Here is a 13,343-nt window from a genome sequence, read left to right as displayed (position 1 = left end):
CCCGCCCTTTGAGAATTGCCGCCTCGCCCCCGCTCCCGTAGCATCCGCGCACGGCTCAAAAGCGAGTCGGGATAGAGGATGACGGAAGGGATTCCGAAATGTCGATACTGTCCGAATTTAAGGAATTTGCAATGCGGGGCAATGTCATTGACCTCGCCGTCGGCGTGATCATCGGCGCCGCCTTCGCGCCGATCGTCTCGACCCTGGTCGAGAACATCATCATGCCGCCGATCGGCTACATTCTGGCCGGCATAGATTTCAGCGCGCTCGCCATCACGTTGCCTACGCCCACCGACGACGGGGTCGAGATCAGGTACGGCCTGTTCCTCAACGCCGTCTTCAAGTTCCTGATAACGGCGGCCGCGATTTTCCTCCTCATCCGCGCCATCAACAGGTTCAAGAAGCCGGCGGCCGCCGAGGCTCCTCCCGGGCCGTCGCCGTCGGAAGTCTACCTGCGCGAGATCCGCGACGCGCTCGTCAAGAAATAGCGCCGGCCGGGCCGGTGCGACGGGGCGCGCCGGCCGGGCCGTATGCCGCAGTGGCGCGCGAGCCGCGCGGCGTGCTCGTTTCCGAGAGGAGGTTGCGGAAGGCCGCGTAGCTCTGGTCGATGCTGACAGCGATCTCGTCCCGTCCCGCCACATGCGCGATCGTCGCTTCCGCGACCCTGTCGAGCGCCTCGGCGATATCGGCGGGCCACGGCGCGAATCGCACTCCGCGCGCTTCGAGCACGCGGCGCGCGAGGCCCGCGTGTGCGCGCTGCTCGGCCAGCGAAAGCTGAAGCTCCGCGGATGCCGCCGCGGCGAAAATGGCCTTGTCCGTATCGGACAAGCGCTCCCACAGCGCCAGCCGCACGTTGAGCGCAAGTGCGGTGCCGTGGCCGTTGAGGCCCTCTCCGGTCGCATACGCGGCGGAGTCGGCGAGGCCAAGGGCAAGGCTCGTCATCAGCCCGCCTGCCTCCGCCGCGGAGAGGGTCCCCTCGGCAAGCGCGGCGGCGGCATCGCGGGTCGGCAGACCATCGCCTGCCTCCGCCCCGAGCGCCCGCGCAACGTCCCCCCCGAGGCCCGGTGCCGCGATGCGCCGGCCGGCGAGATCGGAGAGGCCGCCGATCGGCTGACGTGACCAGAGCGGGGGCGCCTCTCCCAAATGTCCGGCCAGCAGGGGTTTCCAGCCGTGGCGGCGCGAAAGGTCGTCCCACAGCATCTGACCGCCGCCGATGGTGATCCAGTGCGCGAGGTCCTGGGCGCCGAGCCCGCCCGAGCCCGGCAGGCCGGCAAAATAGGCGAAGGCTGGATGGAGCGGCGCGAAGTCATGGGCCGGGCAGAGCGCGAGTTCGGCGTCATGGTCCGGGACGGACCCGACGGAGGCTGCGATCTCGATCCGGTAGCGCCCCCCGGTGAGCGCCTCGAGACGCCGCGCAAGCCGATGCGCGCCGTCGGCGGGGCCCTGGGGCCTATCGGTCCAGGGCATGGCGAGGCGCAGCAGGGGGACGGTCCCGGGAAGGGGGGCGCCGGCGGCGGGGGCCGGGGCGTCCCCGGCCTGGACAGGCGTCGCGGATGCGGCTGCAACCGCCGCGCCGCTGCTGGTGATCAGGAATTCGCGACGATCCATGGGCTTCTCCCCGCCCGGGTTGCATGCGGCCCATCAAAGCCCAACCGAGGCATGAAAACAACGGCCCGGAGCAGGTCCAGCCGGCTGGCCATTCCTCTATCCGGCAATGGATGCAGATTAACCACGTCTTATCGATTGGGACTCTAACGTGGTCGCGCGGTTTTGGACGTTTGCGTTTGGTTGATATGCTCAAAGGTGGCTCAGGCGAGGGCAGGGCGAAGACCCTGATGCAGGAATACGCGTCGCTCGTCGGCGACGCCGTTCTGCGGCAGCGGACCCGCCTGGCCGAGCGTCAGGCGCGTCTCGATGCCGAGCACGCCAACCGCCTCAAGTCCGAGTTCATCGCCAACGTGAGCCATGAGCTGCGCACGCCGCTCAACACCGTTCTCGGCTTCTCGAAGCTGATGCGCGAGCATGGCGAGCGCCGCCTGTCGGACGCCGAGATCGTCCAGTACGCGAGCCTCATCAACGAGTCCGCCGAGCATCTGCTCACCATCGTCAACGACATCCTGGACATCACCAAGATCCAGAGCGGCACCTATGCCCTCGACGCCTTCGAGGTGGACATCGCGGTCGTGCTCGGCGACTGCATCGCTGCCGCCGAGCCCCGGGCGGCCGAGGCCGGCGTTCGGCTCACCCGCCGGATCGCGTCCGCACTGCCCCATGTGCGCGGAGACGACACCAGGCTCGGCCAGGTTTTCACCAACCTCATCTCGAATGCCATCAAGTTCACCCCGCGCGGCGGCACCGTGTCGGTGGACGTCCTCGAGCAGGGTGGCGGCGGCGTCATGATCTCGGTCCGCGATACCGGAATCGGTATGGCGCCCGACGAGGTGCCGGTCGCGCTCGAGCCGTTCGGTCAGGTTGACCGCGCGCGCACGCGCTGGCGCGAGGGCGCGGGCCTGGGCCTCACCCTCGCCAAGTCGCTCGTGGAGCTGCACGGCGGCCAGTTGCTGATCGCCAGCGTGAAGGGCTCGGGAACGGATGTCACGGTCAAGCTGCCGGCCGTGCATCACGTCGTGCCGAGCGAGCCGGGCGACGCGGTGCTCCGCGCCGCTGCCGTCATTTAGGTCCGGGTTGTCGCCATGCATTCGAGTGCGAGTCCAAAGGAACCCCAGTACCACGTGCTGCCGCGCTCGATCGGGCGCATCGCATCCGTGACGGGCTCGAAGGCCATCCTGCTGCTCGATGCCGTAAGCGAGAACGATCCGAGGAGCCGCGCGGACCGCCCGGAGATGGGCACGCTCTTAGCGATCGATACCGGGGCCGCCACCGTTCTGGCGACCGTCTCGGCGCTGAGCGTTCCGCTGCCGGCTCACGGCAGCGAGCAGGAGATCCGCATTGCCGAGCTGGGGCTCGTCGGCGAGCTCAGCAGAGGCGCCGACGGCAGGCCCTCGAACTTCCACCGCGGCACGACGACCTATCCCACGCTCGGCGACCGCGCGCGCTTCGCGACCCGCCACGAGCTGCAGCTCACCTACGCCGGCAACGAGACGGAAACCGTCCGCATCGGCTCGATCCGTCAGGAGCCCTCGATCCCGGCGACCGTCCGGGTCGATGAGCTGCTCGGCAAGCATTTCGCCGTCCTCGGCACGACGGGCACCGGCAAGTCGTGCTCGACTGCGCTCATCCTGCGCGCCATCCTGGAGCGCAATCCCAACGCGCACATCGTGCTCCTCGATCCGCACAACGAGTACGCGACCGCCTTCGGCGCGCGCGCCGAGGTGATCTCGCCGCGCACGCTGCAGCTTCCGCTCTGGCTTCTGAATTTCGAGGAGGCCGTCGAGGTCCTGGTCGGCAACGTTGAGCACAAGGCCGAGATCGAGATCTTGCAGGACCTGATCCCGCTCGCGAAAGCGCGCTACGGCGCCGGGCGGCTCTCGGCCGACCAGCCCAAGGTCCGCCGCTACGATTCGAGCAGGTTCACCGTCGACACGCCGGTTCCCTACCGCATCTCGGACCTGACCAACCTGATCGACGAGCGCATGGGCAAGCTCGAGAGCCGCAAGGATCTCACGCCCTATCGCCAGCTCAAGACGCGCATCGAGACCCTGGTGCAGGACGGCCGCTACGGCTTCATGTTCGGCTCCGTGACCGTCTACGACAGCATGAGCCAGGTGCTGTCGCGGATCTTCCGCGTGCCCGTCGACGGCAAGCCCATCACCATCCTCGAGCTGACGGGCCTCCCGCCCGAGGTCGTCAACGTCGTCGTCTCCGTGCTCTGCCGCATGGCGTTCGACTTCGCACTCTGGGGCGAGGGAAAGATCCCGGTGACGCTGGTCTGCGAGGAAGCGCATCGCTACGTGCCGCTCAATCCCGAGATGGGGTTCGAGCCCTGCAAGCGCGCCATCGCCAAGATCGCGAAGGAGGGCCGCAAGTACGGGGCCTCGCTCTGCATCGTGACGCAGCGTCCGGCGGAGATCGATCCGACCATCCTCTCCCAGTGCAACACCGTCTTCGCCCTGCGCATGTCGAACGAGCGCGATCAGGCGATCGTCGCGTCCGCCGTGTCCGATACGGGCACCGGTCTCATCGAGTTTCTGCCCGCGCTCGGTGCGCGCGAGGCCATCGCCTTCGGCGACGGCGTTCCGATCCCGGTTCGCATCAAGTTCGACGAGCTGCCGTCCGATGCCCTTCCGCGCTCGACGACGGCCCAGTTCTCGGCGAAATGGCAGGAGTCGCTTGGTGACGAGGGCTTCCTCGAGGCCGTGATCGAACGCTGGCGCGCCGCCGGCGTTTCGGGGCAGATCGATTCGTCGACCCAGGCGCAGCAGCTCGCCGACGCGGTGCGCATGTCGGCCGCGCTGTCGGCGCAACCCGAGCGCGCGCCGGTCGCCGGGCATGCCCTACCGGAAACGGCCGTCCGCGAGCCTGTCGCGGAAGCCCAGCCCGTGGACCGGGAGGCGATCGAGCGCGAGGTCGGCGAGTTTTTCCTGAGCCGCCGGGCGTCCGAGCCGGCTTTGTCAGATCCGCCCTGCGAGGAGCAGCGGGTGTTCCCAGCTCCGCCACGGCGTGAGCCGTCGCTGCGCGAGACCGCGACGCCGTCCGGGTCGCCGGATGGCCCGCCGCCTCTGGCACCTCTCGCCCGAAGCGAGCCGCCGCCCGTGCGGTACGCGCCCGAGCCCGGCCAGCCCGAGCGCCAGTCCAGCGCGCGCATGGCGCTTCGCGAGCGCCTCTTGAGGCCGCACATACCGCGCTGAGGGCGGTTCAGCCCTCGTCCGCGAACCGGACCGCTCGCCTCAGCGCTTCTGCTCGCCGGGCCGGATCTCGATGACCTGCGGGCTGTCGCTTTCGGGCGCGCGCGCCGTCTCGTCGCCGGGCCCGTGGGCACCGGCGGCACCGGGCATCGCGCCCGCCTCAGACGCACCCGCTGCGGGGGCCGCGTGGAGCTGCTCGAGCTCGCGGAAGCGTTTCCACGTCCACGGCAGCGCCGCGAGATAGGCCATCGAGACGATACTCAGCGTTGCGTACGGGTAGGTGAGCAGGCACGCCACCGCCAGCATGGACAGGATGAACAGCGGCAGCACCCATTCCCGCCCGATCCGCTCGCCGAGCAGCTTTCCCGAGTACGTCGGAACGATCGAGACCATGAGCAGGCCGATCAGCGTGACGTAGGCCAGTACGAGGTTGAGCAGGATCGGCGAAGCCCTGAGGTCGAGGCCGAGATGCTCGAGATAGATCGGCAGCAGCACCAGGATGGCCGCCGCCGGAGTCGGCACGCCCTGGAAGAAGTCGGATTGCCACTTCGGCCGCTCGTCGTCGATCAGCGTGTTGAAGCGCGCGAGACGCAGCGCCGAGGCGATCGCGAACAGCATCACCGCGATCCATCCCAGGCTCCGCTGCTCGCCGAGCCCCCAGGTGAAGATCATGATGGCTGGCGCGACGCCGAAGTTGACGAAGTCCGCCAGGCTGTCGAGCTCGGAGCCGAAGCGCGACGATGCCTTGAGCAGCCGTGCGATGCGCCCGTCGAGCCCGTCGAGCAGCGCCGCGAACACGATCGCCGCCAGCGCGAAGTCGTAGCGCCCCTCGATCGACATGCGGATCGAGGTGAGGCCCGCGCAGAGGCCGAGCAGTGTGAAGAAGTTCGGCACCATCATGCGCACGGGAATGCGCGCGCGGCTGAACATGCGCCGCCTCCGCCGCAGGCGCGTATGCTTTTCGAGTTGCGGTACGATGGGGTCCATCTCACCCTCCTCGGGAGCAGAGGTCTCTTGCGATCAGTGCCGGCGCGCCTCGCGCTCGGGTTCCGTGGATTTCAGGTCCGCGAGCACGGTCTCTCCGCCGACCGCCCGCTGCCCGACGGCGACGGCCGGAGAGGCGCCAACCGGCAGATACGTGTCGACGCGCGAGCCGAACCGGATGAGCCCGAACCGCTCGCCGACGCCGAGGCTGTCGCCCTCCGAGGCGAACGTCACGATCCGCCGCGCCACGAGGCCCGCGATCTGCACCACGCCGATCTTGACGCCCGCCGCCGTCTCGATCGCGATCGCGCGCCGTTCGTTCTCCTCCGACGCCTTGTCGAGCTCCGCGTTGAGGAAGGCGCCGGGGACATAGAGCGAGCGGACGATGCGGCCCGCGACCGGCGCCCGCTGGATATGGACGTCGAAGACGGAGAGGAAGATCGAGATCCGCACCCGCTGCTCGTCTCCGAGCCCGAGCTCGGCCGGCGGGCGCACCGTCTCGATCAGCGAGACCTTGCCGTCAGCCGGCGCGATGACGAGCCCGTCGCGCAGGGGCGTCACGCGATCGGGATCGCGGAAGAAGTAGATGATCCACGCAGTGACGAGCGCCGCGATCCAGCCGAGCGGCGACCAGATCAGGAACAGGAGCAGCGCGACGACGAGGCCGATCGCGACGAACTTGTGCCCGTCGCGATGCACGGGCGCCAGACTGTCCGTGATGGTGTCCAGCAAAGAATGACGATCCGACAACTCCGTCCTCCGCTCCGCGTCCCCCCGGTCGGGGCGCGGCCATTCGATGTGCAAGCTTGCCACTGAGGCGCCGAAGGCGCCTCAGAACGGGATCGCCACGAACCGCGTGTCGCCCTTGGCGTCCTCCACCAGCAGCAGCACGCTCTTGCCGCCTGCCTTCTTGACCTTCTCCACGGCGGCCTCGACGTCCTTGATCTCCCGCACCGGCTCCTGCTGAGCTTCGGTGATGACGTCGCCCGGCCTGACGTTCTTCGAGGCGGCCTGGCTCGCGGGATCGATGTCGGTGACGAGCACGCCGTTGATCTTGGCGTCGAAGCCGAAGCGGCTGCGCATCTCGTCGGTGAGCGGCGCGAGGACGAGCCCGAGCACGGTCGTCGAGGGATGCGGCGATTGCTCCTTGCCGCCTTCGGGGGCGGGCTCCGGCTTGCTTTCCTCGTCGTCGAGCATGCCGACGGCGATGGTCAGCGTCTTCTTCTGTCCCTGCCGCAGCACCTCGACCGCGACCGACTTGCCGATCTGCGCCTGCGCGACGAGCTTCGGCAGGCCGCGCATGGTCGTCACGTCCTTGCCGTCGAACTTGAGGATCACGTCGCCGGGCTCGATACCGCCCTTGGCCGCCGGCGACTCCGGCGTCACCCCGGCGACCAGCGCGCCGGTGTTCTCCGGCACGCCGAGGCTTTCGCCGATGTCCTCGCTGATCGACTGGATCTTGACACCGAGCCAGCCGCGCTTGACCTGGCCGAATTCCTTGAGCTGCGAGATGACGGCCGTGACCGTGTCGGCGGGCACGGCGAAGCCGATGCCGATCGAGCCGCCGGTGGGGGAGATGATGGCTGTGTTCACGCCGACGACCTGGCCGTCCATGTTGAAGAGCGGCCCGCCGGAGTTGCCCTTGTTGATGGCGGCGTCCGTCTGCAGGAAGTCGTCGTAGGGGCCGGCGTTGATGTCGCGCTGCATGGCCGAGATGATGCCGACGGTCACCGAGCCGCCGAGGCCGAACGGATTGCCGATCGCCATCACCCAGTCGCCGACCCGGAGCGTGCCGGACGAGCCGAAGCCCACGGCGGCGAGCGGCTTCTTCGGCGTCACCTTGAGCAGCGCGAGATCGGTCTTGGTGTCGCGGCCGACCACCTTGTCGACCTTGAGCTTCGAGCCGTCATGGAAGTTGACGATGATCTCGTCGGCGCCGTCGATGACGTGATTGTTGGTGACGATCAGGCCCTCGGTGCCGTCGATCACGAAGCCCGAGCCGAGCGACGAGACCTTGCGGTCCGACGGCGGCGCCCGGCCGCCCCTCTTGTTGAAGAAGTCCTCGAAGAAGTCCTCGAATGGCGAGCCCTTGGGCACCTGCGGCAGCGGCACGCCCTCGGGACCCTTGGCGATCTGGCTGGTCGAGATGTTGACCACGGCGTCGATGAGTTTCTCGGCGACGGGCGCCACCGATTTGGGCCCGTTCTCCTGCGCTGGCGCCGGCCCCGCGCCGAGCCCGAGCGTCGCGAGGGCTGCGAGGATCAGGGCTTTTCGTGCCGTCCCGCGCCGGGCGATGCGGTATCCGGCCGTCATATGCTGCCCGAGGGTCGTGGTCATCAGACGCTCCTTCGCTGGTCCGCATCGTGCCGGACCCTGGCGATCCGGCATGGGGCCGGGGTGGTTTTGGTGGCCGCCGTCCAAAGTGTGAGATCGCCGTTGGGCTGTCAACGCGGCGCGTCGGCGGCGGTTCAGGGCAGGCGGCCGCGGATGTCCGTCAGCCTCGAACCATCCAGACAACGAGCGCGCCGATGGCGACAGCCACCCATCCGGCCTTTCTGAGGCTGGCCTCCGGGGTGGCCGAGGCCACCGCCAGAAGCTGTCGCCCGAGCTCGGGCGACAGGGCCCAGAGGAGCCCTTCGATGACCAGCACCAGCCCGAAGGCGACGATGAGATCGCTCATTGCGGATTCGGCAACGCGGCTCCCTGCGGATTGGAGAAGTACTTGAAGAAGTCGCCGTCGGGCGAGATGACGAGGCGCGTATCACCCGGCTTCAGGCCCTCCTCGTAGGCCTGCATGGAGCGATAGAAGGCGAAGAAGTCGGGGTCGCGCTCGAAGGCTTCGGCGAAGATCCGGTTGCGCTCCGCCTCGCCCTGGCCGCGCAGCTCCTCGCCCTTGCGCGTCGCCTCCGCCTTGATGACGGTGACTTCGCGGTCGGCGGTCGCCTTGATGCGGTTGGCTTCGCCCGTGCCCTGGGCGCGGAACTCGGCCGCCTCGCGCTGGCGTTCGGCGCGCATGCGGTCGAACACGCTCTTCTGGTTCTGCTCGGGAAGGTCCGCGCGCTTGATGCGCACGTCGACGACCTCGAGTCCGAAGTCGCGGCCCTCCTGGTTCACGTTGGCGGCGATCTGCTTCATGAGCTCCTCGCGCCTGTCGCGCACGACGTCCTGGAACGTCGCCGCGCCGAGCGCGCGCCTGAGCGCCGATTCGACGATCGGGCCGAGGCGCGAGCGCACCGCGCCCTCGTAGCGCAGCGTCTGGTAGAACTTGAGCGGATCGACGATCTTGTAACGCGCGAACGCGTCGACGATCAGGCGCTTCTGGTCGGAGGCCGTGACCTCCTGCGTCTGCGTGTCGATGTCGAGGATGCGCTTGTCGAAGATATCGACCGTCTCGACGAGCGGCAGCTTCCAGTTGAGCCCCGGCTGCGACACCACGCGCTTCGGCTTGCCGAACTCGAGCACGAGCGCCTGCTCGTTCTGGTGCACGATGAACGCCGAGGCGTAGACCGCGGCCGCGGCGGCGCCGAGGAGGACGATGAGGAACAGAAGAAACGCGCGCATGATCAGTTCCCTCCCTCGGTCGGCTGCTGGCGGCGCTGCTGGAGCTGGTCCAGCGGCAGGTACGGCACGACGCCCTGACCGCTCTTGCCGTCGATGATCACCTTGTCTGTGCCGCCGAGGACACGTTCCATCGTTTCGAGGAAGATGCGCTTGCGCGTCACGTCGGGGGCCTTCTTGTACTCGTCATAGACCTGGAGGAAGCGCGCCGTCTGGCCTTGCGCCTCCGCCACCGTCTGCTGCTTGAAGCCTTCCGCCCCCTGGAGGATGCGCTCCGCCTCGCCGCGCGCTTCCGGCACGACCTTGTTGGCATAGGCGAAGGCTTCGTTCTGCAGACGCTCCTTGTCCGCGCGTGCGGCCTGCACGTCGCGGAACGCGTCGATGACGTCGGTCGGCGGGTCCACCTTCTGCAGCGTCACCTGGTCGATCTGGATGCCGGCCTTGTAGCTGTCCAGCGTCTGCTGGATCAGGTTGAGCACGGCCAGCTCCGTCTTCGCGCGCGCTTCGGTGAGGATCGGCTGGATGTTCGACTGCCCGACCACCTCGCGCATGGCGCTCTCGGCCACCTCTTTCACGGTGTTGTCCGCGTTCTGGATATTGAAGAGGTACTGCGCGGCGTCCTTGATGCGCCAGTAGACGACGAAGTCGATGTCGACCGTGTTCTCGTCGCCGGTCAGCATCAGGCTCTCTTCCTTGACGTCCTGCACGCCGCCGCCGAAGCCGCGATCGAAGGCGGCCGATCGCATGCCGATCTCGATGATGTTCTGCCGCGTCACCTTGGGCTTGACGACCTCCTCGATGGGATAGGGCAGGCGGAAGTGCAGTCCCGGCGGCTCCTGGCGCACGAACTCGCCGAACCGCATGACGACGCCGAGCTCGTCGGGATCGACGCGGAAGAAGAAGGCGTACCAGGCGACGACCGCGGCCGCCGCGACGGCCGCGAGGAACGCGAGCGGACCCGGGATGCCGCCGCCGCGCATGACCTGCTTCATGCGGTCCTGGCTGCGTCTCAGCATCTCCTCGAGATCGGGGGGCTGGTTGCCGGGGCCTTGCCCCCACGGGCCGCCCCCGCCTCCGCCGCCCCCGCTTCCGCCTTTCCAGCCGCCGCCGTTTCCACCGCCGCCGCTCTGATTGCTCCAAGGCATATGTCGTTGGCCCTTTGCTGTGTGGATGATGGTCGGGAACCGCGGAGGAGAGCACCGGGCGATAGGCCTCGGCTCGCGTAAGTCCCGGATGGCAATTGCGCTTTGCTTATAGGGGAGGACCCCCGGCGACGCAAACCCTCGGCACGGAGATTGGTGTGCGGAGGGGATGAGTCAAGACGAGCGGCAAGCCAATTCGCGCTGTCCCCCTCAGCCCTTACGGTCGAGCACCCGTAAGGTGGCCGTTACGTCATCCTTTTCGGAGCTGGGAAGCGCGTTCCGCTCCACCTCCGTCCAGCCGGAAAGGTCGGCATCGGGAAAGCGGACGTCGCCCTCGGGGCTGGCGTCGACCGCCGTCCAGTAGATGCGGTCCGCGAGCGGCAGGGCGGCGCGGAACACCTCTGCCCCGCCGATCACCATCACTTCGTCCGCCCCGCGCGTGCGGGCGAGCGTTCGCGCCAGCGTCAGCGCGTCGGCGAACGAGGCCACCACGCTCACGCCTTGCGCCTCGAAGAAGGGGTCGGTCGTCAGCACGATGTTGTCGCGCCCGTCGAGGGGCCCCTTGAGCGACTGGAACGTCTTGCGCCCCATGATGAGCGGCTTGCCCATGGTGAGCCGCCGGAAGGTCTTGAGGTCGGCCGACAGCCGCCAGGGCAGCTTGCCGCCGGCTCCGATGACGCCGTTCTCGGCGACGGCAACGATGAGGGAGACGCGCATCCTTTTATACCACCGCAGGTGCTGCGCGGAGGTGACGTCCGCGGATGATCTGAAACGTGTCTGGATCCCGGCCTGCGCCGGGATGACGGCAGGGGGTCAGGACGCCGTTCATCTCCCTCGCTCCGTCACACCGGCGGAGGCCGGTGGCCAGACACGTGGATCGCAAATCAACGGCCATCTAAACCGCCACCGCCGCCGCGATGTGCGGATGGGGCTCGTACCCCTCGAGCGCGAAATCGTCGTAGCGGAAGGCGAAGATGGAGCGGACGTCAGGATTGATCGCCATGCGCGGCAGCGCCCGTGGCGTACGCGAGAGCTGCAGGTCCGCCTGCGCGAGGTGGTTGGTGTAGAGGTGCGCGTCTCCGAATGTGTGCACGAAGTCGCCGGGCTCGAGCCCCGTGACCTGCGCCATCATCATCGTCAAGAGCGCATAGGACGCGATGTTGAACGGCACGCCGAGGAACACGTCCGCCGAGCGCTGGTAGAGCTGGCAGGAGAGCCGCCCCTCCGAGACATAGAACTGGAACAGGCAGTGGCAGGGCGCGAGCGCCATGTTCGGAATGTCGGCGGGGTTCCAGGCCGAGACGATGATGCGCCGGCTGTCGGGGTCGGTCTTGAGCGTCTCCACGGCCTGGCTGATCTGATCGATGACGCGTCCGTCCGGCGCCGCCCAGCTCCGCCACTGCTTGCCGTAGACGGGGCCGAGACTGCCGTCTTCGCGCGCCCACTCGTCCCAGATGCGCACGCCGTTGGCCTTGAGGTAGCCGATGTTGGTGTCGCCGGCGAGGAACCAGATCAGCTCGTGGATGATCGACTTCGTATGCAGCTTCTTGGTCGTGAGAAGCGGAAATCCCTGGGCGAGGTCGAACCGCATCTGGTGGCCGAAGATCGACAGCGTCCCGGTCCCCGTCCGGTCGGACTTGGCGACGCCTTCGGCACGCACGCGGCTGAGGAGGTCGAGATACTGTTGCATGGCTTTTTTCTATCCCGATTCCGGGCCGAGATCACGCTGGACGATAAACCGGCGCCCCGCGCCAGTCCCGCCCGCGGGATCATGGCGCAAACAGCGAAATCATCGTCAGCGAGAAGGCGTTGACGACGGCGTGGGCGACCACCACGGCGCGCATCGAGCCCGTTCGCAGCATGATCCAGCTCAGGCCGACGCCTGCGAGGAAGACGCTGACGAGCCCGGGCCAGGAGTAGCCGGCGTGAAGCCCGGTCCACAACGTCGACGAAATCAGTGCCGCCGGCCAGAAGCCGAGGCGGCTTTTGGCCAGCGCCGAGAGCAGAAAGCCGCGGAAGGTGATCTCCTCCGACAGCGGCGCCAGCACGACGCCGGCGCAGACGACCGCCCACCAGTAGGGCGAGCTCAAGCCGTCGAGGATCCATTGTCCGTCCGTGAAGAGCGCGACGTCCGCAAGGTGATAGACGAGGAGCTCGATCGGCGCGAAGACCGCGATCAGCAAGAGGCCGTATCCCACGGCTGTGAGCCAGCCGGTTTGCGGCCGGCCGAGCCGCAGCGTCTCGCGGCGGGCCCCTTTCCAGCCCGCAGCCCCCCATATGATGGAGAGGGACAGGAGCTGCCCCGCGATCATCTGCGCCAGCACGAACGGCGAGGCGAGCGAGGGAATGCCGCCGACCGCCCGGCTGGGAGCCTCGACCAGCCCGGCGTCCTCCGCAGCCCACGCGAGCAGGCCGACGGCGAGCGGCGCAACGCTCGCCGCGAGCACGACCCCGACCGCGGCCAGTGGCGTCCAGGGCGTTTCGGGACGATAGGCGACAGGGCGGGCATCGGGGGCGGGAGACGTCAAAGGAAGGGTCCTCGATGGGAAGGGGCGGCGTTCCGGCCAGGCCCGGGAAAGCCCCGGAGTCCAGGCACTTTTAATTCAAATCCTCCCAGCATATATTTAGCGTGCCGGATTCGTCCGGCTATGGCGATAAACGCGACCGTAATAAGCCGTTCGGACCCGGGGGCAGTACCCGGCGCCTCCACCACGAGCTCATGGGGCCCAGACGTGACGTCGCGGCCTCTAGGCACTGCGGCCACGGACCCTCCTCCGTGAGCTGGTGATGGGGGCGAACTAGGATCGACGAGGGTGTAAAGGGTTTAGCTTTTGCCCGGCATGATACCGCCGTC

The 13,343-nt window shown here is 68.1% G+C and carries 13 protein-coding genes and 1 other RNA gene; 4 read left to right on the top strand and 10 right to left on the bottom strand.

From position 1 onward, the window contains the following. Positions 1-98: 98 nt before the first annotated feature. A complete protein-coding gene (mscL, locus tag V7082_RS10200; protein ID WP_334148183.1) occupies positions 99-488 on the top strand; it encodes a large-conductance mechanosensitive channel protein MscL in 390 nt (129 codons plus the stop codon). Here the strand turns inward: mscL and V7082_RS10195 are convergent. Continuing rightward, positions 478-1,608, bottom strand: a complete 1,131-nt coding sequence (locus V7082_RS10195) for a hypothetical protein (protein ID WP_334148181.1) — start codon at positions 1,606-1,608, stop codon at positions 478-480. The genes mscL and V7082_RS10195 overlap by 11 nt on opposite strands. Positions 1,609-1,835: 227 nt before the next feature. Between V7082_RS10195 and V7082_RS10190 the strand changes: the two genes are divergently transcribed. After that, a complete protein-coding gene (locus tag V7082_RS10190) occupies positions 1,836-2,678 on the top strand; it encodes a sensor histidine kinase (RefSeq protein WP_334148179.1) in 843 nt (280 codons plus the stop codon). Between the two features lie 54 nt (positions 2,679-2,732). Then, positions 2,733-4,808, top strand: coding sequence for an ATP-binding protein (locus V7082_RS10185; protein WP_334148177.1), 2,076 nt, complete (start codon positions 2,733-2,735; stop codon positions 4,806-4,808). Positions 4,809-4,847: 39 nt separating this feature from the next. Here the strand turns inward: V7082_RS10185 and V7082_RS10180 are convergent, their stop codons facing one another. The 9 genes from V7082_RS10180 to V7082_RS10140 form a co-directional block, all read right to left on the bottom strand. Next, positions 4,848-5,792, bottom strand: coding sequence for a CDP-alcohol phosphatidyltransferase family protein (locus tag V7082_RS10180; RefSeq protein WP_334148176.1), 945 nt, complete (start codon positions 5,790-5,792; stop codon positions 4,848-4,850). 33 nt (positions 5,793-5,825) lie between these two features. Continuing rightward, positions 5,826-6,539: a phosphatidylserine decarboxylase gene (locus V7082_RS10175; RefSeq protein WP_334148173.1), complete on the bottom strand. Its 714-nt coding sequence runs from the start codon at positions 6,537-6,539 to the stop codon at positions 5,826-5,828. Between the two features lie 81 nt (positions 6,540-6,620). Continuing rightward, positions 6,621-8,126 carry a Do family serine endopeptidase gene (locus V7082_RS10170; protein ID WP_334148171.1) on the bottom strand — a complete coding sequence of 502 codons (1,506 nt, stop codon included), beginning with the start codon at positions 8,124-8,126 and terminating at the stop codon, positions 6,621-6,623. A gap of 157 nt (positions 8,127-8,283) precedes the next feature. Next, the gene (locus V7082_RS10165; protein WP_334148169.1) at positions 8,284-8,469 is read right to left on the bottom strand and encodes a DUF2065 domain-containing protein; all 186 of its coding nucleotides are present in this window, start codon (positions 8,467-8,469) and stop codon (positions 8,284-8,286) included. Then, positions 8,466-9,350: a protease modulator HflC gene (hflC, locus tag V7082_RS10160; RefSeq protein WP_334148167.1), complete on the bottom strand. Its 885-nt coding sequence runs from the start codon at positions 9,348-9,350 to the stop codon at positions 8,466-8,468. Before hflC ends, V7082_RS10165 begins: the two co-directional genes overlap by 4 nt. A gap of 2 nt (positions 9,351-9,352) precedes the next feature. Continuing rightward, complete coding sequence (gene hflK, locus V7082_RS10155) at positions 9,353-10,492, bottom strand: FtsH protease activity modulator HflK (RefSeq protein ID WP_334148165.1); 1,140 nt, start codon at positions 10,490-10,492, stop codon at positions 9,353-9,355. Between the two features lie 207 nt (positions 10,493-10,699). Next, a complete protein-coding gene (locus V7082_RS10150) occupies positions 10,700-11,206 on the bottom strand; it encodes a dihydrofolate reductase (protein ID WP_334148162.1) in 507 nt (168 codons plus the stop codon). 178 nt (positions 11,207-11,384) lie between these two features. Beyond that, entirely contained in the window at positions 11,385-12,179 is a 795-nt protein-coding gene (locus V7082_RS10145; RefSeq protein ID WP_334148160.1) for a thymidylate synthase, read from the bottom strand. Between the two features lie 79 nt (positions 12,180-12,258). Beyond that, positions 12,259-13,017 (bottom strand): CPBP family intramembrane glutamic endopeptidase, encoded by a 759-nt coding sequence (locus V7082_RS10140; protein WP_334148158.1) that lies wholly within the window; start codon positions 13,015-13,017, stop codon positions 12,259-12,261. A gap of 64 nt (positions 13,018-13,081) precedes the next feature. Here V7082_RS10140 and ssrA point away from each other — a divergent pair. Then, positions 13,082-13,343: a transfer-messenger RNA gene (gene ssrA / locus V7082_RS10135) on the top strand; the annotation flags it as partial.

Origin of the sequence: Hyphomicrobium sp., assembly GCF_036833075.1 — a bacterium.
GTDB lineage: Bacteria > Pseudomonadota > Alphaproteobacteria > Rhizobiales > Hyphomicrobiaceae > Hyphomicrobium_C.
Note: the sequence above shows the minus strand (reverse complement) of the source record. Positions and strands in the feature narration are given on the sequence as shown.

What these genes read in the sequence shown, in the direction of transcription:
- V7082_RS10195 (WP_334148181.1), bottom strand. Translation starts at nt 1,608, where the DNA reads ATGGATCGTCGCGAATTCCTGATCACCAGCAGCGGCGCGGCGGTTGCA.
- V7082_RS10145 (WP_334148160.1), bottom strand. Translation starts at nt 12,179, where the DNA reads ATGCAACAGTATCTCGACCTCCTCAGCCGCGTGCGTGCCGAAGGCGTC.
- V7082_RS10180 (WP_334148176.1), bottom strand. Translation starts at nt 5,792, where the DNA reads ATGGACCCCATCGTACCGCAACTCGAAAAGCATACGCGCCTGCGGCGG.
- hflC (WP_334148167.1), bottom strand. Translation starts at nt 9,350, where the DNA reads ATGCGCGCGTTTCTTCTGTTCCTCATCGTCCTCCTCGGCGCCGCCGCG.
- V7082_RS10170 (WP_334148171.1), bottom strand. Translation starts at nt 8,126, where the DNA reads ATGACCACGACCCTCGGGCAGCATATGACGGCCGGATACCGCATCGCC.
- V7082_RS10190 (WP_334148179.1), top strand. Translation starts at nt 1,836, where the DNA reads ATGCAGGAATACGCGTCGCTCGTCGGCGACGCCGTTCTGCGGCAGCGG.
- hflK (WP_334148165.1), bottom strand. Translation starts at nt 10,492, where the DNA reads ATGCCTTGGAGCAATCAGAGCGGCGGCGGTGGAAACGGCGGCGGCTGG.
- V7082_RS10165 (WP_334148169.1), bottom strand. Translation starts at nt 8,469, where the DNA reads ATGAGCGATCTCATCGTCGCCTTCGGGCTGGTGCTGGTCATCGAAGGG.
- V7082_RS10150 (WP_334148162.1), bottom strand. Translation starts at nt 11,206, where the DNA reads ATGCGCGTCTCCCTCATCGTTGCCGTCGCCGAGAACGGCGTCATCGGA.
- mscL (WP_334148183.1), top strand. Translation starts at nt 99, where the DNA reads ATGTCGATACTGTCCGAATTTAAGGAATTTGCAATGCGGGGCAATGTC.